The organism is Bordetella ansorpii (genome assembly GCF_900078315.1).
GTDB lineage: Bacteria > Pseudomonadota > Gammaproteobacteria > Burkholderiales > Burkholderiaceae_B > Bordetella > Bordetella ansorpii.
Window position 1 is genome coordinate 299,902 of sequence record NZ_FKBS01000029.1, and the last position, 20,561, is coordinate 320,462.

At 68.2% G+C, this 20,561-nt stretch carries 13 protein-coding genes; 6 read left to right on the forward strand and 7 right to left on the reverse strand.

Annotated elements, in window-relative coordinates:
* Positions 1 to 55: 55 nt before the first annotated feature.
* From A7W11_RS23100 to clpS, 7 genes are all read right to left on the reverse strand, one after another.
* Entirely contained in the window at positions 56 to 757 is a 702-nt protein-coding gene (locus tag A7W11_RS23100; protein ID WP_066419834.1) for a PqiC family protein, read from the reverse strand.
* Positions 758 to 2,431 carry a PqiB family protein gene (locus tag A7W11_RS23105; RefSeq protein ID WP_066419838.1) on the reverse strand — a complete coding sequence of 558 codons (1,674 nt, stop codon included), beginning with the start codon at positions 2,429 to 2,431 and terminating at the stop codon, positions 758 to 760.
* Between the two features lie 30 nt (positions 2,432 to 2,461).
* Positions 2,462 to 3,838, reverse strand: a complete 1,377-nt coding sequence (locus tag A7W11_RS23110; RefSeq protein ID WP_082887443.1) for a paraquat-inducible protein A — start codon at positions 3,836 to 3,838, stop codon at positions 2,462 to 2,464.
* Positions 3,839 to 3,847: 9 nt separating this feature from the next.
* Complete coding sequence (clpA, locus tag A7W11_RS23115) at positions 3,848 to 6,151, reverse strand: ATP-dependent Clp protease ATP-binding subunit ClpA (RefSeq protein WP_066421644.1); 2,304 nt, start codon at positions 6,149 to 6,151, stop codon at positions 3,848 to 3,850.
* Positions 6,152 to 6,206: 55 nt separating this feature from the next.
* Positions 6,207 to 8,318 (reverse strand): penicillin-binding protein 1C, encoded by a 2,112-nt coding sequence (gene pbpC, locus A7W11_RS23120; protein WP_066421648.1) that lies wholly within the window; start codon positions 8,316 to 8,318, stop codon positions 6,207 to 6,209.
* Positions 8,319 to 8,395: 77 nt separating this feature from the next.
* Positions 8,396 to 13,663, reverse strand: a complete 5,268-nt coding sequence (locus A7W11_RS23125) for an alpha-2-macroglobulin family protein (protein WP_082887444.1) — start codon at positions 13,661 to 13,663, stop codon at positions 8,396 to 8,398.
* Between the two features lie 124 nt (positions 13,664 to 13,787).
* Positions 13,788 to 14,102, reverse strand: coding sequence for an ATP-dependent Clp protease adapter ClpS (gene clpS, locus A7W11_RS23130; protein WP_066419839.1), 315 nt, complete (start codon positions 14,100 to 14,102; stop codon positions 13,788 to 13,790).
* Positions 14,103 to 14,322: 220 nt separating this feature from the next.
* On the opposite strand from clpS, the gene A7W11_RS23135 reads away from it, so the two are divergent.
* From A7W11_RS23135 to amaB, 6 genes are all read left to right on the forward strand, one after another.
* Positions 14,323 to 14,568, forward strand: a complete 246-nt coding sequence (locus A7W11_RS23135; protein WP_066133678.1) for a cold-shock protein — start codon at positions 14,323 to 14,325, stop codon at positions 14,566 to 14,568.
* Positions 14,569 to 14,770: 202 nt separating this feature from the next.
* Positions 14,771 to 15,253, forward strand: coding sequence for a DUF192 domain-containing protein (locus A7W11_RS23140; protein ID WP_066419840.1), 483 nt, complete (start codon positions 14,771 to 14,773; stop codon positions 15,251 to 15,253).
* Positions 15,254 to 15,434: 181 nt separating this feature from the next.
* Positions 15,435 to 16,592, forward strand: a complete 1,158-nt coding sequence (locus A7W11_RS23145; RefSeq protein WP_066419842.1) for an alpha-hydroxy acid oxidase — start codon at positions 15,435 to 15,437, stop codon at positions 16,590 to 16,592.
* Between the two features lie 13 nt (positions 16,593 to 16,605).
* On the forward strand, positions 16,606 to 18,036 hold the full coding sequence (locus A7W11_RS23150) for an FAD-binding oxidoreductase (RefSeq protein ID WP_066419844.1): 1,431 nt from the start codon (positions 16,606 to 16,608) through the stop codon (positions 18,034 to 18,036).
* Positions 18,037 to 18,068: 32 nt separating this feature from the next.
* Positions 18,069 to 18,992: a dihydrodipicolinate synthase family protein gene (locus A7W11_RS23155; RefSeq protein WP_066419845.1), complete on the forward strand. Its 924-nt coding sequence runs from the start codon at positions 18,069 to 18,071 to the stop codon at positions 18,990 to 18,992.
* Positions 18,993 to 19,040: 48 nt separating this feature from the next.
* Entirely contained in the window at positions 19,041 to 20,546 is a 1,506-nt protein-coding gene (amaB, locus tag A7W11_RS23160; RefSeq protein WP_066419846.1) for an L-piperidine-6-carboxylate dehydrogenase, read from the forward strand.
* Positions 20,547 to 20,561 lie beyond the last annotated feature (15 nt).

The following is a 20,561-nucleotide window of genomic DNA, read 5'->3' on the forward strand; positions in this document are numbered from 1 at the left end:
TAACCTTTAGGGGTTTACCCTTGCCAATATGCTTAAGGCGTGAACCCTTCAAGCCTCAATCATTCACGCAGCCCAGCACCTGCACGCGCTCGGAGGCCGGCGTGGCCGACTTGCCCTGCGCGCGGATGGCCGAGGCGATGGTATCGCCCAGCAGGGCCACCGCCTGCTGGTGCGCCTGCACCAGCGCGGCCTCGACACGGCCCGCGGCATCCGGCGCGCCGCCGCCCGCGATGGGCACGTCGATCCGGCTGCGGCACAGCAGGCCCGAGGACTTGTCCCGCGCATCGCGGCGCACGCGCCAGGTGGCCTCGATCACCGACGAGGCGCCCGGCGTGGATTCGAATCGCTGCACGTCCACCAGCACGCGCCAGATCGGGGTATCACCCAGGGGCTTGACCACGCGCACGTCGGGCACACCCAGGCGGCGCGTCAGGGTATCGGACAAAGCATCGCGAAACTCATCGGACAGCGGCGAGCTCCAGCGGTCGGAATACTGGGCCGTCAATTGGCCGGCGCCGCTGCGCAGCATGAGCTGCGGCTGGTCGACCTGCGGGGGTACGCTGACCGGCAACACTTCGATCATGTAGCCGGCAGGCGCGGTGGCCTGCGGCGCGGCGCTGGCCGAAGGCGGCGCCACCAGCGTGTAGTAGCGCACTGGCGGCGAGCCGGCGCAGCCCGCCAGGACAGCGGCGGCCAGGGCGGCGACGCCGGCCAGGCGCGACGCGCCCGGCAGCGAGGAAGGGAAGCATGTTTTCATCTAGTTCCTCACGGGGCCGGCGCCCGGGATGGGATCGTCGCCGCGGCCGCGCAGCAGCGATTCGGGGTTGGTCTGCAGGAATTCCGACAATGCCCGCAGCGAACGCGCGGCGCGCGACAGCTCCTGCATGGCCCGTTCTGCGTTGACGGGCAGCGAGGCATCGGGCGCCAGCATGCGGTCGACGCGCTGCAGCGACTGCTGGGCCTGCTGCAGCACCTTGCGCGCGTCCGGCGCCAGTTGCTTGTCGATCTGGTTGACCACGCGCGAGGTGCTTTCCAGCGTCTTGTGCAAGTCGCGGCCGATCTGCTCGAACGGGATCTTCTCGATCTTGCTGACGATGCTGCCGATCTGCTCCTGCAGTTGGTCGAGCTGCCCCGGCATGGTGGGAATCATGGCCGGATCGCTGGGCACGAACTCGACAGGCTTGGCCTTGGGGAAGGAATCCAGCACCACGTACAGCTGGCCCGTCAGCAGGTTGGCCGAGCGCAGTTGCGCGCGCAGGCCGTACTTGACCATCGTACCCAGCAGCCGCTGGCCGGCCTCCTGGCTGCCGCCGAACTCGGCGTTCAGCTTGTCGTAGACGCGGCCCAGGCGCTCGGGGTACAGCGTGGCGTCGGCCAGCGCGTAGAAGCGCTTCTTCTCGGTGTCGAAATCGATGGTGACGGCGGTGACGTCGCCCAGCGTGATGCCCTGGAAGTCGACCGGCGCCCCCACCGCCAGCCCGCGCACCGACTGGTCGAAGCGCATGCGGATGCGGAACGGCGTGCCGTCGGGATTGGCCTTGGCGTCGGCCTCGCCCGCGTACAGATCGAACTGTGCATCGGCCTTGGCGGGTTCGGCCTGGCGCGTCGACAGATGCTCGAACGCGATGCCGCCGATGGCCATCGACACCAGCGATTGCGTGCGCATCTTCAGGCCTTCGGCGTTGACCGAGACGTCGATGCCGCTGGCATTCCAGAAACGCGTGCCTTCTGTGACGAAGCGGTCGTTGGGCGCGTCGACGAAAATCTCGATGTTGACCGCCTGGCCCGTCTTGTCCAACGCGTAGCCCACCACCCGGCCGACGTTGATGCGGCGGTAATAGACCGGCGACCCGATGTCCAGCGACCCCAGGTTGCTGGCCTTGAGCACGAAACGCTTGCCGGTACGGTCGTGCGTGACCGCGGGCGGCGTCTCGAGCCCCACGAAGCTGAGTTTTTCGGGCTTGCCCTTCTTTGCGGCCACTCCTTCGGAAGCATCCACGCCGATATAGGCGCCCGACAGCAGCGTGCCCAGGCCCGATACGCCCGTGAAGCCCAAGCGCGGGCGCACCACCCAGAAATTGGTGCCCTCGCGCGCCAGATCGGCCACTTCCTTGGACAAGGCAGCATCGACCACGACCTTGCTGCGGTCTTCGTTGAAGCGGATCCCCTTGACCACGCCGATGACGACGTCCTTGTAACGGACCTGGGTCTTGCCGACCTCGAGGCCCTCGGCCGTCTCGAATTGAATGGAAATCTCGGGCCCCGCCTGCATCCAGGTGCGCACCACCAGCGACAGGCCCGCGATGGCGGCCACGATGGGCACCAGCCAGATCCAGGACAGGCGGCGCTTCTTCTTCCGGACGACGTCGGGCACGCCTACAGGGGGCTGCCGCATGGGCTCGGTCGTCTGGTCAGGCGTCGGATCAGCCATAGCTGGAGAAACTCTTGCTCTTGAATGGAGTTACATACTACCGGAGCCCGGCCCGCCCCGCCCTGCGGGCGCCGTTACAGCTGCCACGGGTTGTACCGGATATAGCGCGTGAGGCGCCACGGCGGCATCGTCGGGATCGGGCTCGTCGTCGGCCCCTGCATGATCCCAGCCCCGGCGGGGATCGAAACTCATGGCGGCCAGCATGGTCAGGATGACCACCATGCCGAAGGCCGCCGCGCCCGGCCCCGCGCTGATGGCCATCAATCCCTGGAAATCGGCCAGCGCGGCCAGCACGATGACCACGAAAACGTCCAGCATCGACCACTGCCCGATGAACTCGACCATCTCGTACATGCGGGTGCGCGGACGCAGGTTGCCGGTGCGGCGCCGCTGCGTGGACCAGGCCAGGATGGCCAGCGCCAGCAGCTTGGTCAGCGGCACCATCACGCTGGCCACGAATACGATGATGGCGATGTCGTAAGACCCGCCCTCCCACAGTTCGACCACGCCGCCAAGGATGGTGTGCTCGCTGTCGCCCAGCAGCGAACTGATGTTCATCACGGGCAACACGTTGGCGGGAATGTAGAGAATCGATGCGGCGATCATCAGCGCCCAGGTGCGCGCCAGGTGATCGGGCTTGCGCACGTGCACCACGGCGTCGCAGCGCACGCAGCGATGCGGATCGCCGGCGTGGTCGGCATCGCCGGGCAGCGCCTGGACCTGGCCGCAGACGTGGCAGCCCGCCAGCACCTGGCCGGGCTGGGCATGCGGAATGTGCACGGGCGCCACCCCATGCGTCTCGGCCAGCCGCCACAGCGCATGTGGCGAAAGACGGCCCAGCATGGTCAGCAGCATCGTCAGGATGAAGAAGCCGCCCAGCCCGATCTCGGGATGCACGGCGGCCATGCCGGCCAGCTTGACCACCGACACCAGCACGCCCAGCAGGAACACCGGCACCATGCTCCAGGGCCGCAGCCACGACAGCAAGCGGATGGCCGTGGCCATGCCGGTCGCGGCCCGGCCGATCGCGGCCCGGCCACGCGACAACGGCGCCAGCACCCAGCCCAGCAGCAGCAATTGGAGCAGAGGCAGCACGAAGCCGGCCAGACCCGTCATGATGGCGACCACCTGATGGCCCTGCCGCCAGGTGATGGAGACGGCGTCCAGCAGCGTGGCGCGCTGCACCACGCCCTGCACGCTGAGGCTGGCCACGGGGTAGGCATTGGCCACCACGAACACGACCAGCGCCGCAATGACCAACGCCAGCCAATCGGCTGGCGTCAGGCGGCTGAACCGCCACAGCAGGGTGCCGCACCGCCCGCAAACCGCGGCCTCGTCGCGTTGCAAGGCGCGCCGGCGATAAACGCTGGCGCAGTGCTCGCAGGCGATGAGCGGCTCGCGATCCAAGGCGTGTGTTTACTCGGCCAGCGCGACTTCCTGCCTGGGCGCGGAGTCGCCGTCGGGCTTGTCCTGGTCGAAGCGCAGGACGACCTTGTCGTCTTCCACGTCGACCGTGACGTTGCCGCCATCGACCAGCTTGCCGAACAGCAGTTCGTCGGCCAGCGCCCGGCGGATGGTGTCCTGGATGAGGCGCTGCATCGGCCGCGCGCCCATGACGGGGTCGAAGCCGGCCTTTGCCAGGTGCTCGCGCAGGGCGTCGGTGAAGACAGCCGCCACGCGGCGCTCGTGCAACTGATCTTCGAGCTGCATGAGGAACTTGTCCACCACGCGCAGGATGATGTCGCGCGTGAGCGCCCCGAACGGGATGATGGCGTCGAGGCGGTTGCGGAACTCGGGCGTGAACATGCGGCGGATTTCCGCCATTTCGTCGCCCGCCACCCGGCTGTTGGCGAAGCCGATGGAGGGACGGTTCAGCGTCTCGGCGCCCGCGTTGGTCGTCATGACGATGATGACGTTGCGGAAGTCCGCCTTGCGGCCATTGTTGTCCGTCAGCGTGCCGTGGTCCATGACCTGCAGCAGGATGTTGAAGATGTCCGGATGCGCCTTCTCGATTTCATCCAGCAGCAGCACGCAGTGCGGCTGCTTGGCGATGGCCTCGGTCAGCAGGCCGCCCTGGTCGAAGCCGACGTACCCCGGCGGCGCGCCGATCAGGCGCGACACCGCATGGCGTTCCATGTATTCGGACATGTCGAAGCGCAGCAGCTCGACGCCCAGCGTGAAGGCCAACTGGCGCGCCACTTCGGTCTTGCCCACGCCGGTGGGGCCCGAGAACAGGAAGGCGCCGATGGGCTTGTCGGGCTTGCCCAGGCCGGAACGCGCCATCTTGATGGCGGCCGCCAGGGCCTCGATGGCCTGGTCCTGACCGAACACCACGGTCTTCAGGTCACGTTCGAGCGTGGCCAGCTTGCTGCGGTCGTCGTTGGAGACCGACTGCGGCGGAATGCGCGCGATCTTCGAGACGATGTTTTCGATGTCGCCCTTGCCGATGACCTTCTTCTGCTTCGAGCGCGGCAACAGCCGTTGCGCGGCGCCGGCCTCGTCGATGACGTCGATGGCCTTGTCGGGCAGGTGGCGGTCGTTGATGTAGCGCGCGGACAGCTCGGCGGCGGCGCTGAGCGCGGCGGCCGAGTAGCGCACGTTATGGTGCTCTTCGAAGCGGCTCTTCAGGCCGCGCAGGATCTGCACGGTCTGCTCGACGCTGGGTTCGGGCACGTCGATCTTCTGGAAGCGGCGCGACAGGGCGTGGTCTTTCTCGAACACGCCGCGGTATTCGGTGTAGGTGGTGGCGCCGATGCACTTGAGCTGGCCCGACGACAACGCGGGCTTGAGCAGGTTGGACGCATCGAGCGTGCCGCCCGAGGCCGAGCCCGCGCCGATCAGCGTGTGGATCTCGTCGATGAACAGGATGGAATCGGGGTTGCTGCGCACCTGCTTGAGCACACCCTTCAGGCGTTGCTCGAAATCGCCTCGATACTTGGTGCCGGCCAGCAGCGCGCCCATGTCCAGCGCGTAGACCTGCGCGGCCTGCAGCACCTCGGGAACCTCGCCGCGCGTGATGCGCCAGGCCAGCCCTTCGGCGATGGCCGTCTTGCCCACGCCGGCCTCGCCGACCAGCAGCGGGTTGTTCTTGCGGCGGCGGCACAGCACCTGGATGACGCGTTCGACTTCGTGCTCGCGGCCGATCAGCGGATCGATGCGGCCCGCCAGCGCGGCGGCGTTGAGATCGGTGGCGTACTGATCGAGCGGAGATTGGCGGCTTTCGCTCTGCTCTTCCCCGTTGGTTTGCTGCTCTTTCTGCACGGCGGAGGTCTCCTCCTGCGGCTGCTTGGTAATTCCGTGGGACAGGAAATTGACCACGTCGAGCCGGGTGACGCCCTGCTGCTGCAGGTAGTAGACGGCGTGCGAATCCTTCTCGCCGAAAATGGCCACCAGCACGTTGGCGCCGGTGACCGGCTTCTTGCCGGTGCCGCCCGCGGAGACATGCATGATGGCGCGCTGGATGACGCGCTGGAAGCCCAGGGTGGGCTGCGTGTCGACCTCGGCGCCGCTGGGAATGACGGGAGTGTTTTCAGTAACGAACTGGCGCAGGTTGCGGCGCAGGTCGTCGAGATTTGCAGCGCACGCGCGCAGCACTTCCACGGCCGATGCATTGTCCAGCAACGACAGCAGCAGGTGCTCCACGGTAATGAATTCATGCCGGGCAGAGCGAGCCTCGACAAATGCCATATGCAGGCTGACTTCAAGCTCTTGGGAAATCACGCTTCCTCCGTAACGCATCGAAGCGGTCACGTACACGTTTCATATTCTATGCCGATCATGGCGTAACGCCAGAGATTTCAAATTCAAGACCGGCATACCGGCCCTGCTCGTCCATGACGGTCAATGCGTACCGTCCATTACGCGACAGGGACAAACTTTGCTGCTGGCCGGCTGCGCCCTGTCGGTGCACCCGGCCGTCCAACATCCACCACACCTCGCCCCGCGCACCCGACACGCTGACGTCCAGCGTGACGCTGTGCTGCCCCGGCACCGGCCGCAGGACCGATCCCTCGGCCACGCCCTCGATCCGCAACGGCCCTTGCGCCACGTCGGCGTAGCCGGGAAACGAAGGCGGGACGGTATCGTCCAGCGCCCAGGCGCGCCGCGTTTCGGGACAACGTCCATCGGGCGAACTGCCCTGCCGCCACCCCAGCGGCCAACACGTGACCACCGCCTTGACCGAGGCCGGCTGCGGACGCGCCATCGGGGATCCCGCGGGCAGCGCCTGCACGATGTCGTGCAACAGCGGCGCGGCCACGTTGGCGCCGAAGAACCCGGGGTTGGGCGTGCCGTCGGGGCGTCCGACCCAGACCCCGATGGTCCAGTGGTCGGTGACGCCGACGGCCCACGCATCGCGGAAACCGAAGCTCGTGCCGGTTTTCCATGCCAGCCGCCGTCCCGGCGCGCCGCCCTGGAAAAAAGGCCTGTCGGGATCGCCCCCCGCTTCGAGGATGTCCCGGATGATCCATGCCGCGCCGGCACTCATCATACGGGACTCGACACGCGGATCCGCGGGATCCAGCCGGGGCTTGCCGGCCAATCCGCCACGGGCCAGCGCGCGGTAGGCGCCCACCAGTTCTTCCAATGTGGTGCCGCCCCCGCCCAAAATCAAGCTCAGGTTCGGCTGGGCGCCCGCCGGCATGCGCAGGAAGACGCCGCCTCCCAGCATAACCGATGCGAACCTTGCCGGTCCGACGCGATCCAGCAGGTCGACCGCCGGCACGTTCAGCGAGCGCTGCAAAGCTTGCGCCACGCTGACAGGGCCGGAGAAACTCGCCTGGAAATTGCCCGGCGCATAGCCGCCGAACGACATGGGCGCGTCCATCAGCAGGCTTTCGGAATGGACCAGGCCGTCGTCCAGCGCCAACCCGTACAGGAACGGCTTGAGCGTCGACCCCGGCGACCGCACCCCGCGCACCATATCCACATGGGCATATCGGGAATCGTCGGAGAAATCCGCCGAACCGGCGTAGACCTTCACGGCCAGGCTGTCGTTGTCCATTACCAGCGCCGCCATCGACACCTTGGGCGGCAGCGCGTCCACGCGGTCCAGCAGCATCTGCTCGACCACGCTCTGCATCTCGGCGTCCAGGGTCGAGCGCACCAAGGTGGTGTCGGCGGCGCGGCGCCGCGAGGCCATCAGGCGTTGCGCGGCCAGCGGCGCCAGCCAGCGGGCGCGCAGGGGCGGCGCCATCACGTTCTCGATCTTGGCGTCGGCCACGATCTCGGGCGTCCAGACGCCCAGTTCGGCCATGCGGTCCAGCACCTTGTCGCGCGCCGCCTGCGCGGCCTCGGGATGGCGGTCGGGCCGCAGCCGCGACGGCGCCTGCGGCAAGGACACCAGCAGCGCGGCCTCGGCGCGGCTCAACTGGGTGGCGGGCTTGCCCAGCCACAGGCGCGAGCCCATCTCGGCGCCCTCCACGATGCCGCCCATGGGCGCGTGCGTCAGGTACATGGACAGGATCTCGTCCTTGCTGAAGTGCAGCTCCAGCTGCACCGCGCGCCAGATCTGACGCAGTTTGGCGGACAGGACGCGCGACGGCTGCCCGGCCAGCGCCGGATCGGCCAGCCGCGCCACCTGCATGGTCAGGGTCGAGCCGCCGGACACGATGCGGCCGGTGGTGGCCCACTGCCAGCCGGCGCGTGCCAGCGACAGCGGATTGAAGCCCGGATGCCAGTAGAACCAGCGGTCTTCATAGGTCAGCAGCGCCTGCAGGTACAGCGGGGAGACCTGCGAGGGCTGAACCGGGTAACGCCAGGCGCCGTCCCGGCTGGGATAGGTGCGCAGCGGCGTGCCGTCCTCGGCCACCACCACCGCCGCCCCCACCGCGCCGATGCGCGGCAGCGGCATCAGGCGGTCCAGCACCAGCACCGCCAACACCAGCATCAGCAGCGTGCCGCCCGCCGCGATGGCCGCACGCCTGGCGCGGCGGCGCCAGGGGGCGCAACGGCCCGACGGCTGCCTCACGATCCCGGCGTTCCCCGATCCTGGATCTGGATGTCGCTCCACGGCGTATCCACGCCGCGCACCTCGGGGCGGTACATGTCCTCGGCCACGGTGGAGGGCACGCGATAGCGGCCCGGGGTCACCACGCGCACCAGGTAGAACACGTCGACCTTGCCGCGTCCCAGCGACACCGCGGCCACGTAACGGTCGTCACGGAACTCGCGATGCTTGATGTTGGGATCGGACAGCGCATCGGTGACGCGGCGCCCGCCGATGGTCCAGTCTTCCGTATCCTGGGCCTGCGACAGGTTCAGGTTCTCGACCTCGAAGCCGGCCGGCACGCGGTCGACGATCAGGCCATCGGGCACCAGCTGGCGGCTGTCGGCCTCGATGCGCACCACCATCATGTCGCCGGTGCGCAGCGTGCCGCCGTTCCACAGCTTGCCCTCCGGCGTGTACCAGCTGCGCTTGAGGCGGATCACGTCGTTGCGCGGCGCGGGCGGCTGCAACGTCGTGCCCTGGATGTCGAGCTCGGCGTACAGCGGCTGGCTGCCGGTGTTGCGCACCTGCAGAGTGGCCAGTTCGGCCGGCGTGACCGGCACGGTCTGGTCGGCCTTGCCCGTCAGGGCCTGCTCGCCCGCGCCGGCGGCACGGCTCAGCGCCGCCTGCCACGGACTGCCGTCGCCCGCGGAACGCGCGGCCATCAGCAACGCCATCTGCTCTTGCGTGGACAGGTACGAACGCTTGCCCAGGCGCGCCGAGACCTGATCCAGCAGATTCTCCGAACGCGTGTCGCGCAGGCCATACTGCATGGCGATGGCATAGGCCAGCGCATAGTCGCGCACGCCGCTGCCGTAGTCGCCCAGCCAGTCGTCGTAGTACGCGTTCTGCTGGCCCAGGCCGTAAGGACGCGTCATCGCCGCATCCAGCGCCGACTTCATGCGGCCCTCGTCGCCCATCAGCTTGAAGGCGGCCGCCAATTGCACCAGCGGCAGCGGCGAACGGGCGCGCTCGCCATAGTTGTCGTACAGCAGGCGCAAGGCGGACAGCGGCACCTTGCCGTCGCGCGCCAGCACCAGCGAGGCCGTGGCCAGGCCGGCGAAGCGCTGATGGTCGCGGCGCAGGATCTCGGCGTCGTTGCGGTCGAAACGGCCCGTGGACACGTTCTGCTTGAGGTTGGCCGACCACGTGCCGAAGTTGCCCGAGGCCTGCTGCACCTGAGTCAGCAGCCAGTTGCGCGAGCCCTCGAACGTGGCCTGCGGCACTTCGAATCCCTGGTCGCGCGCATCCTGCATGAAGCCCACCGCATAGGCGGTCAGCCACACGTCGCGCGACGAGGTGTCGCCCCACAGCGAGTAGGCGCCCGTCGAACCGCGCATGCCGGCCAGGCGCTGCAGCGCGCCGGACACTTTCTTCTGGCGCGCCTGCAGGGTGAGCGCCTTCAAGCCGAAACGCTTGGCCGTGGCTTCGTCGATCAGCACCCACGGCAGCGTGGCGCTGATGGTCTGCTCGGTGCAGCCATACGGGTAATTCAGCAGCCCCTCGACCAGCCGGTTCACGTTGAACGGCGGGCGGTTCGACAACGTCAGGCTGACCGTCGCCGAATCCGGGTAGTAGCCGCGGATCCAGTCGGCCTGGCCCGCCAGCGTCTCGCCCGGCGCCAGGCGCAGGCGCCGCACGTTGCGTTCGGGCGAATGCGCGGGCTGCACCTGCAGCACCGACTCGCGCACGATGCGGATCGGCTCGGGGCCGCCGTCGGCATTGACCGACAGGCGCATCATCCCCAGGCCGTACGAGCCCGTGGTGGTGGCGGTGAAGCGCACGGTGGTGCGCTGCTTGTCGCGCAGCGTGACGGTGCGGGTGCTGTCGGCAATGGCCAGCGGATCCAGCGCCTGCAAGGTCACCGTGACCTTCTGCTGCGCGCCGCTCAGGTTGGTCAGGTCCAGCGCGATGGCGGCCTGGTCTCCCGGCGTGATGAAGCGCGGCGTGTTCAGCTCGGCCACGATGGGCGCGGCCACGACCATCTGCGCGTCGGCGCTGCCGTAGCGTTCGTCGTCGAAAGCCACGGCCATCAGGCGCAGCGTGCCGTTGAAGTCGGGCACGTCCAGCGGGATGTCCGCCTCGCCGCGGTCGTTGAGCTTGACCGGGCCGGAGTAGAGGTCGACCAGCTTCACCTTCTTGGGCAGGCTGTTGGTATTGCCGCGTCCGGCGGCGTCGCCGCCCCACTTCAGGCGGCCGGCCGTGCCGTCCATCTTCTCGATCAGCTTGCCGTACATGTCCAGCAGATCGGGCGCGTAGCGGTGCTTGCCGAAGAAGAAATCGAACGGGTCGGGCGTCTTGTAGCTGGTGATGTTGAGGATGCCGACGTCGACCGCCGACAGCGTCACCATCGCCTGGCTGCCCTTGGCGCCATCCACCTTGACGCGCACGGTGGTGCGAGTCTCGGGCTTGATCTTGGCGGGCGCGGTCAGTTGCACCGACAGCTTGCGGTCGTCGTTGTTCAGCGGCAGGTACACCAGGCCCACGGCGCGCGCCGGCGTGACGCGGTCGCCCTGGCTGCCCGGCCGCAGCACGGTGGCCGAGACGTACAGATCGTTGCGCTTCCACGACGGATCGAGCGGAATCTCGACCTCGGTGCCGGCCGTGCTGGCGGACACCCACTTGGACCACAGCATGCGGTCGCCTTCCACCGTGACCAGCGCCTGGCCGTCGTGCGGCGGCACCAGCGTCACCTTGACCTTGTCGCCCAGCTTGGCGGGCACGCCCGACAGCTTCATCTGCACGCGGTCGGGACGGTTGCCGGCGGTCTCGGCGTCCTGCGCACCCCAGCCCGCGTAGAAGCGGTAGCGGGACATCATGCCGGTTTCGGGGTCGGTGATTTCCAGGCGGTATGTGCCGTAACCCACCGCCAGCGTCAGCGCGGTGCGGCCGCCGATGTCGAAGCTGCGCGAATCGGTCAGTTCGTCGTTGACGACGTAGCCGCTGTTCCAGCCGCGCTGGTCGTCGTAGCGCCAGTAATAGCGGCGGTCTTCGCGGAACAGGCGCATCTTGGCCTGCTTGACCGGCATGTCCTTGCCCTGGGCATCGACGCGGATGATCTCGAAGCCCGCGGGCGCGCCTTCGCGCGCGACCTCGCCGTCGAACAGCGGACGCAGGCCGATCATCTTGTCGGCGGGCCACAGCGTGCGCTGCAGCGAGCGCACGACCGGGCGGCCGCCCGACTCCAGCAGGCTGGCGACCACGCTGACCCGCATCGGCGACTTGGCGCCGCCGGTCAGTTCGGCCAGGTCGACATCCAGCGAGGCGTGGCCCTGCTCGTCCATTTCGGCATCGGGCAGGTTCACGCGCTTCAACGTAACGTCGTCCGCGAAGTCGCCGAAGATGAAGCCCGGCCACTGCTGCGGCAGGGCCACGCGCTCGCGGCGCGCCACCACGTTGGACAGCAGGCGGTTGCCGGCGGCCGGCGCCCCGTACAGGTAGTCGCCCTGCACGTCCACCGAGAAATCCTGGCCGGGCTTGAGCGCGGCGTCGGGCGCGGTCAGCGCCAGCTTCATGCGCTCGGGCAGGAACTCCTCGACGTTGAACCACCAGGTTTCGTCGGCGGCGCGGCTGGCGGGATCGACCCGCAGTTCCAGCGACCAGGCGCCGGTCTGCGCGTCGACGGGAATGTCGATGCTCTGTTCCAGGTAGTTCGGCACGTTGGCGTTGGGATGCCACAGCGCCGTGCGGGCCACGCGGCCATCGGGACGCTTCAGGGTAGCCGTCAGCGGCGCGGCGGGCAGCGGCTTGCCGCCCGGATCCCGCGGCAGCACCGACACGGTGAAGCTTTCGCCCGGACGGTACAGGTCGCGGCCGGCATAGACGAACAGATTGTTGTTGCGCGACGGATGGCCGCCGATGTCGAACTCGGACAGGTCCAGCGAGGGCTCGCCCAGCGCCAGCACGGTCATCTCCTGACCGCGCGAGGCACGGATCAGGCGCGCCGACAGATGGTTGCCGTCGAAGCGCACGTGGCCGTCGCCATCGGCGGCCGCCTTGGCCAGTACCTTGCCGGCCTGGTCGACCAGTTCGACCTGCGCGCCGGACACCGGCTGGCCGGTCTTCAGCGACACCGTGTAGCCCTCGATGCGATCCGGATAACGGCGCACCATCAGGCCCATGTCGCTGACGTAGAAATACGTGACCTGCGATTCGTAGCGGAAACGGCCGGGCTGGCTCATCACCGCGACATAGATGCCGGGCTGCTTCAGCTCGGCGATGCTTTCCACCGGCAGAAAGGTGACGTGGCGGCGGTTCGGCGTGGGATCGGTGACGAAACGGCCCTGGTAGACGCTTTCCGTCAGCGCGTGCAGGCGGTCCAGCTCGTAGTTGCCGATGGAACCCTTCAGGCTGCGGTTGTCCGAATAGCGCCAGTCGTCGTCCTGGCCCTCTTCTTCCGAATCATCGTCGGAGGCGTCGTTCTTGGCCGTGGGCGGACCGATGCGCAGCACGTTGCCGAAGAATTCGGGCATGCGCTCGGGCGGCACGCGCAGGAACTGCACGTCGACCTCGGGCTGGTTGACCGTGACCACCGGCAATCCGCCATTCTGGCCGGCGGGCAGCACCACGCCGCGGCTGGCGAAGTAGTAAGACGGCGGCATGGCCTGCGTGCTGACCTGGCAATAACCGGCGGCGGGCAGTTCGGTCTTGGCCGTCTCGGCCGGCAGGCCGGCGCGCAGGCGCACGGTGTACGACTTCTGCGGCTGCACGTAGGGGAAGAACACCACGCGCGGGTTGTCGCCGACCACCCAGCGGCCCTGGGCGGTCTTGCCCTTGACGCCGGGGTCGCCCGACTTCACGGCGCCTGGCTCGGCCGAGGCGTTCGAGCCCGCGGCGGCGGCATCGGCCGCCTGCGCCGCAGCCTCGGCCTGGACCTCGTTATTCGCGGTGCCGGTCTCGATGACTTCGAGGAAGGAATCCAGGTTGGCGCGGCGGTCGACCGGCTGCGTGAAGGTCACGGCCAGCGCGGGAGCGTCGCCGTATTCGCGTTCCTGGCAACCGAGCGCGGAGAACGGATCGGCCTGGCCGACCATGGCGCTGGCCGGCAGGGGCGCCGGTTGCGCGACGGGAGGGGGAGCCTTGACCGGGGCGGGCGTGCCCGAGGAGGGTTGCGCGGCCGCTGGCTTGGCCGGCGGCGCCGACGGTGAACCGCTGTTTCGACCGACGAACCATCCCGCTGCCGCCGCGGCCACGACGACCACGGCAGCGCCTAAGGCCAAAGCGGCCCCATTCCTCTTTCCCGACACAGCTCACCTCACGCGACTCGGATTCTGATTCTCGCGTCAGCCGGCTTGCTCGAGGCTGCGCGCCGCTTAAATACAACTGGAAAGGCAACGCTATTTGGGCCGAAACGCAGAAAGACCCGAAAAACTACACAGGCTCCATCACGCACTGCAGCGGATGTTGCCGCGCGCGGGCGTACTGCGCGACCTGGGCAATCCGGGTCGCCGCGACGTCGCGCGGATAGACACCGCACACGCCCCGGCCTTCGTGGTGGACCTGCAGCATGATCCGGGTGGCTTCTTCATGGCTCTTGCCGAAGAATTTCTGCAGGACCTTGACCACGAACTCCATCGGCGTGTAGTCGTCATTCAGCAGCAAAACCTGATACATGGGAGGCGGCGCTGCCTTTGCAGAGGCCTTCTCCACGACCTGATCGTGCTGGGTATCCAAGGTAGAACTCATAGGGCGGCTATTCTAGTTAAACGGCGCATCGCGTTCGCTGCAATTACGCAAAATTACATGCAGACATGCGTAGTTTCCATACTTGACGTGACAAAGAAAAGCAGCGCATTATCAGCGCATTCGGGAGGCTTACAAAACGCTGTTGGCCGCACCGGACGCCTGGGAGGGAAGGGGCTATATCGGCTCTTCTATCAACATACGATTCAATGAGGCAGTCCGCATGTCTGATATGACCGCTACCGCTGTCCAAGGGGACAATCCTAAATCGACGGGTACCGTCAAATGGTTCAACGACGCCAAAGGTTTTGGGTTCATCACCCCTGACGATGGCGGAGAAGATCTGTTCGCACATTTCTCGTCCATTCAAATGAACGGCTTCAAAACGCTCAAGGAAGGCCAGAAGGTCTCGTTCGAGATCATCCAGGGTCCCAAGGGCAAGCAGGCGCTGAATATTACGTCAGCCTGATCGTCCACCGTTCGGATTCAGCAAAACCTACACGCTGGCGCGATGCGCCGGGTATCATGCAAGGCGGGTTGAAACCCGCCTTTTTTGTCGCCGGGCCGCCCCGAGGCACAAGCCTCTCTGGTGTGGCGACACGCCGAAGGCGCAGCGTGCCGGCTCGTCTTCGTTGTCCGTCGCCAGTTTATTTTCCGCCGTTCCCTTCCCTATGTCGAACCTCCGCGCGCGCCTGTCGCCCCGCCTCATCGCCCTTCGCCTGGCCGCCCTGCTAACCCTGGTCCTGCCGGTTGCCGTCTCGGCGCAAGGCCCCGCTCCCACCGCTCCCCAGGAAAAACTGGCGGTCACGCCCCTGTCGATCGGCATCCATGCCATCCAGGCCGAAGTCGCCGACACCGAGGAAGAACGCCGCATCGGCCTGATGTTCCGGGAAACCCTGCCCGGCAACGAAGGCATGCTGTTCGTCTTCAACGCCCCCGACGTCCAGTGCTTCTGGATGCGCAACACGCGGGTACCGCTATCGACCGCCTTCATCTCGGATGACGGCACCATCGTCAACATCGAAGACATGGCGCCGCAGACCGACACGCCCCATTGCAGCCGCAAGCCGGTGCGCTACGTGCTGGAAATGGCCCAGGGCTGGTTCGCCGAGCGTGGCCTGAAGGCCAACGTCAAGGTCGACGGACTGCCCTGACCCCCTCGCCTGACGCCCGCCCCTTTCTTCGGCAGCCCTGGATCGCACCTCCAGGGCTGTTTTGCTTTCCGCCTCCCAAAATCTCGGTCTTAGGGTAAGTCCTGCTAATTTACATACTGATTAGTTGGTATCTTTATTCCAACGGCAGTTCCACCGATGTTGCACAGGCGGCTTATCCCCCATGTTCCCCAGCGTTGCCGACTATCGAGATGCGGCGTTCCGGCGCCTGCCCCGCTTCGCTTTCGACTATCTCGAAGGCGGCGCCGAGGATGGCGACGCCTTGCGGCGCAACATCGACAGCTATCGCCGCGTGCTGCTGCAACCGCGCGTGCTGCGTGACCTGACCCGGTGCGAGCTGGATGCCAACTGGTTCGGATGCGCGCAGGCCGCGCCCATGGCGGTCGGGCCCACCGGACTGAATGGCCTGTTCTGGCACAAGGCCGACGAACTGCTGGCGGCGGCCGCCGCGCGGCACGGCCTGCCCTTCATCCTGTCGACGGCCTCGACCTCGCTGCTGGAAGATGTGCGCGCGGCGGCGCCCACCGCCGACCTGTGGCTGCAGCTATACGTGCAACAGGAGCGCGGAATCGCCGAGGACGTCATGCGCCGAGCGGCCCAGGCGGGCTACCGCTGCCTGCTGCTGACCGTGGACGTGCCGGTGCACGGCAAGCGGGATCACGACCTGCGCAACGGTTTCAGGCTGCCGGTGCGGCTGAGCCCGAAGCTGGTCCGCGACGTATTGCGCCATCCGGCCTGGGCCTGGCAGATCCTGCGGCACGGCGGCCCGCAACCGGTGAACATCGCGCGCAGCCTGGGCCAGGCGCCCGAACTGTCGCGCCAGGCCGCCACGCTCAGCCGCGCGATGGACCTGAACCTGCAGTGGCAGGACATCGCCTGGATCCGCCGCCACTGGAACGGCCCGGTGCTGGTCAAGGGCGTCCAGACCGCCGAGGACGCGCGCCTGGCGCAGCGGCACGGCGCGGACGGCGTCGTGCTGTCCAACCACGGCGGCCGTCAACTGGGCAGCGCGATACCGCCGCTGGACCTGGCGCCTGCCGTGCGACAGGCGGTCGGCAAGGCGTTCGGCATCCTCGTGGATGGCGGCGTGCGGCGCGGCGCGGATGCGATCAAGGCGCTCGGCTGCGGCGCGGATGGCGTGCTGCTGGGCCGGGCCCCGTTGTATGGATTGGCCTGCCAGGGCCGCCAGGGCGCGGACGACGTGCTGGCGCTGCTGTTGGAAGAGGCCGCCATCTGCCTGCGCCTGCTGGGCTGCAACACGCTGGACGACATCACCGCCGAACACGTACGGCAGCTTCCCCTGTCCGCCCTGCCCCACTGAACCGGAAACCCCGATGCAAGCGCCTTCCTCCCTATTGGCTGAACTGAACACCCTGCTTGGCCCGGCGGGCGTGGTGACCAATGCCCAGGATGCACAGCCGTATCTGAACGACTGGTGGGGCAAGAGCAAGGGCCACGCGCTGGCGATCGTGCGGCCGGCCGATACCGGACAGGTCGCTGCCGTCGTGCAGCTCTGCGCCCGCGCTGGCGTGGCCATCGTGCCGCAAGGCGGCAACACCGGGCTGTGCGGTGGCGCCACCCCGCCCGGCGGCGATGCGCCCTGCGTGGTGATGGCCCTGTCCCGCATGAACCGGGTGCGCGGCCTGGATCCCTACAACCAGACCATCACGGTGGACGCCGGCTGCACGCTGGCCGCCGTGCAGGACGCAGCGGCCAACGCGGACCGCCTGTTTCCCCTGAGCCTGGGCAGCGAAGGCACCTGCCAGATCGGCGGCAACGTCTCCACCAATGCCGGCGGCACCGCCGTGCTGCGCTACGGCAACATGCGCGACCTGGTGCTGGGCATCGAGGCCGTGCTGCCCGACGGCACGATCTGGAACGGCCTGCGCGGCCTGCGCAAGGACAACACCGGCTACGACCTGAAGCAACTGTTCATCGGCGCGGAAGGCACGCTGGGCATCGTGACGGGCGCCGTGCTCAAGCTGTTCCCCCGGCCCGCCGCGCACGCCACGGCCTGGGCCGCGCTGAAGACGCTGGACCAGGCGCCGCGGCTGCTGGCGCTGGCCCGCTCGGTATGCGGCGAACGCATCACCAGTTTCGAGGTGTGCTCCCGCTCGCAACTGGACCTGGTCTACCGGCACGTCGCCGATACCCGCGATCCCTTGAACGGCCAGGGCGAATGGGTCGCCATGATCGAACTGGCGGACATGCGGGATGCGCAAGCATTGCAGGAACTGCTGGAAGCCGCCATGGGGCAGGCCCTGGAGGACGGCATCGCCGACGACGTGGCCATCGCCGCCAGCCAGGCCCAGTCCGACGCCATCTGGCGCATCCGGCACTCGGTGTCCGAGGCCAACGTGCGCGAAGGCCACAGCGTGTCGCACGACATCTCGGTGCCCTTGTCCGCCATCGGCGACTTCACCCGGCAGGCCGACGAGGCGCTGGCGCCGCTGCGGGAAGGCGGCAGCCGGCTGGTCGTCGGCCACGTCGGCGACGGCAACCTGCACTACATCCTGCTGTTTCCGCATGCGGTCTGGGAAGCCTTGCCGGCCGGACAGCGGGCAGACCGCGCCGCGGCCATCACGGCCATCGTGCAGCGCACCGCGCTGTCGCTGGGCGGCAGCATCAGCGCCGAGCACGGCATCGGCGTCGCGCACCGCGAGGAACTGCGCCATGCCAAGCCGGCGGCCGAACTGGCCATGATGCGCGCGGTGAAGCGCGCCCTCGACCCGCAAGGCCTCATGAACCCCGGCAAGCTGCTGTAAGCCGGCAACGCCCCCTTTTCCTGGACCAAGCCATGACACTGGACGCCTCGCAACTCACCGGCATGTACCCCGCGCTGCCCACGCCGTTCCGGCCGGACGGCGGCGTGGACGAACCCAGGCTGGAGCGCCTGGCTGACCGCCTGATCGGCGCTGGCGCATCCGGCCTGGTGCCGATCGGCGGCACCGGCGAGTACACCGCGATGTCGCCCGATGCCCGCACCCAGGCCGTCGCCGCCACCGTGCGCGCCGCGCGCGGGCGCGTCCCCGTCGTGGCCGGGGTCCTGTCGCCCGGTTATGCCGAGGCCCTGTCGGCCGGACAGGCCTTCATGCAGGCGGGTGCGGACGGCCTGCTGCTGATCACGCCGTTCTATGCGCGGCCCACTGCCGCCACGCTGCGCGCGTACTTCAGGAAATACGCCGCCGAGTCCGGGGCGCCCCTGCTGCTGTACGACATCGGCGCCCGCACCGGCGTGAGCGTGACGCCCGAAATGGTCGCGGACCTGGCGGACGACGGCAGCATCATCGGCATGAAAGCCTGCAACACCGACCTGAATCACTTCGAGCGCATCGTCCGGCTGACCGGCCGGCGCATCGCCCTGCTGTCGGGCGACGACTACCTGTACCCCGCGCATGCGCAACTGGGCGCGCACGGCGGCATCCTGGCCTCGTCGGTGCTGCTGCCCCGCTACTGGGACCAGATCGCCCGCCTGGCGCGCGACGGCGACCATGCCGGCGCGCAGCGCGGCCGGGCCAGGATCCTGCCGCTGCTCGACGCCCTGTTCGCCCAGACCAATCCCGGACCGTTGAAGGCCGCCCTGCGCCTGAACGGCATGGAGTTCGGGGACGTGGTGCTGCCGCTGGCCCCGCCCGACGACATCGCGGTCCGCCGCCTGCAATCGCTGATGCTGGAACTGGCCTCGGCGGGCGTGGACGACCTTGCCGGCATGACCCACTGACCATCCGCGCCACGCGCTTCCGATAGATAAACCCGCGAGCCCATCACGATGACCCAGATCCCGACATCCGCCTCGATCCTGAACCACTTCGGCATCGACGCCGCCCACGGCCACGACATCGAGTCCCATTCGCCCATCGACGGCGCACTGATCGCCAGCGTGGCATCCACCCCCGTGGGCGACGTCGATGGCATCGTCCTGAACGCCCAGCGCGCCCATGAAGCCTGGCGCAACGTGCCGGCGCCGCGCCGCGGCGAACTGATACGCCTGCTCGGCGAGGAACTGCGCGCCAACAAGGCCGAGCTGGGCAGCCTGGTGTCGCTGGAAGCCGGCAAGATCCTGACGGAAGGCCAGGGCGAAGTGCAGGAGATGATCGACATCTGCGACTTCGCCGTCGGCCTGTCGCGCCAGTTGTACGGCCTGACCATCGCCTCGGAGCGCCCTGGCCACCGCATGATGGAGACGTGGCATCCACTGGGCGTGGTCGGCGTCATCAGCGCCTTCAACTTCCCGGTGGCCGTGTGGTCGTGGAACTTCGCGCTGGCCATCGTGTGCGGCAACGCCATGGTGTGGAAACCTTCCGAGAAGACCCCGCTGACCGCCATCGCCTGCCAGCGCCTGTTCGAACGCGCGGCCAAACGCTTCGGCGACGCGCCCGACGGCCTGTCGCAGCTCGTGCAGGGCGAGCGCGGCGTGGGCGAGGCGCTGGTGGATCACCCTCGCGTGGCGCTGGTCTCGGCCACGGGCAGCACGCGCATGGGCCGCGAGGTCGGCCCGCGCGTCGCCGCGCGCTTCGGCCGCAGCCTGCTGGAACTGGGCGGCAACAACGCCGTGATCGTCTGCCCTTCCGCCGATCTGGACCTGGCCCTGCGCGGCATCCTGTTCGCGGCGGTCGGCACGGCCGGCCAACGCTGCACCACCACGCGCCGCCTGATCGTGCACGCCAGCGTGCGCGACACGTTGCTGCAAAAGCTGAAGAAAGCCTACGGCTCGCTGCCCATCGGCCACCCCATGGCTTCGGGCACGCTGGTGGGACCGCTGATCGACCAGCAGGCCTACGAGGCCATGCAGCAGGCCCTGGCCGATGCCCGCGAACAGGGCGGCGCGGTGCACGGCGGCGAACGCGTCATGGTGGGCGGCGCCGAAGGGGCGTACTACGTGAAACCGGCCATCGTCGAAATGCCCGCCCAGACCGATGCCGTTCGCCGCGAGACCTTCGCGCCCATCCTGTACGTGATGAGCTACGAACAATTCGACGATGCGCTGGCCATGCACAACGGCGTGCCGCAGGGGCTGTCCTCGGCCGTCTTCACCAATGATCTGCGCGAGGCCGAACGCTTCCTGTCCGGATCGGGTTCGGATTGCGGCATCAGCAACGTCAACCTGGGCACCTCCGGCGCCGAGATCGGCGGCGCATTCGGCGGCGAGAAGGAAACCGGCGGCGGCCGCGAATCGGGCTCGGATGCCTGGCGCAACTACATGCGCCGCGCCACCAGCACCATCAACTACTCGACCGAGCTGCCGCTGGCCCAGGGCGTGCGCTTCGACGTCTGATCGACACCAACCCTG

Bases quoted from the DNA above. Each gene is read 5' to 3' on its own strand.
- A7W11_RS23100 (WP_066419834.1), bottom strand. From the start codon at position 757: ATGAAAACATGCTTCCCTTCCTCGCTGCCGGGCGCGTCGCGCCTGGCC.
- A7W11_RS23105 (WP_066419838.1), bottom strand. From the start codon at position 2,431: ATGGCTGATCCGACGCCTGACCAGACGACCGAGCCCATGCGGCAGCCC.
- pbpC (WP_066421648.1), bottom strand. From the start codon at position 8,318: ATGCTGGTGTTGGCGGTGCTGGTGCTGGACCGCCTGATGCCGCTGCCG.
- clpS (WP_066419839.1), bottom strand. From the start codon at position 14,102: ATGAGTTCTACCTTGGATACCCAGCACGATCAGGTCGTGGAGAAGGCC.
- A7W11_RS23135 (WP_066133678.1), top strand. From the start codon at position 14,323: ATGTCTGATATGACCGCTACCGCTGTCCAAGGGGACAATCCTAAATCG.
- A7W11_RS23140 (WP_066419840.1), top strand. From the start codon at position 14,771: ATGTCGAACCTCCGCGCGCGCCTGTCGCCCCGCCTCATCGCCCTTCGC.
- A7W11_RS23145 (WP_066419842.1), top strand. From the start codon at position 15,435: ATGTTCCCCAGCGTTGCCGACTATCGAGATGCGGCGTTCCGGCGCCTG.
- A7W11_RS23150 (WP_066419844.1), top strand. From the start codon at position 16,606: ATGCAAGCGCCTTCCTCCCTATTGGCTGAACTGAACACCCTGCTTGGC.
- A7W11_RS23155 (WP_066419845.1), top strand. From the start codon at position 18,069: ATGACACTGGACGCCTCGCAACTCACCGGCATGTACCCCGCGCTGCCC.
- amaB (WP_066419846.1), top strand. From the start codon at position 19,041: ATGACCCAGATCCCGACATCCGCCTCGATCCTGAACCACTTCGGCATC.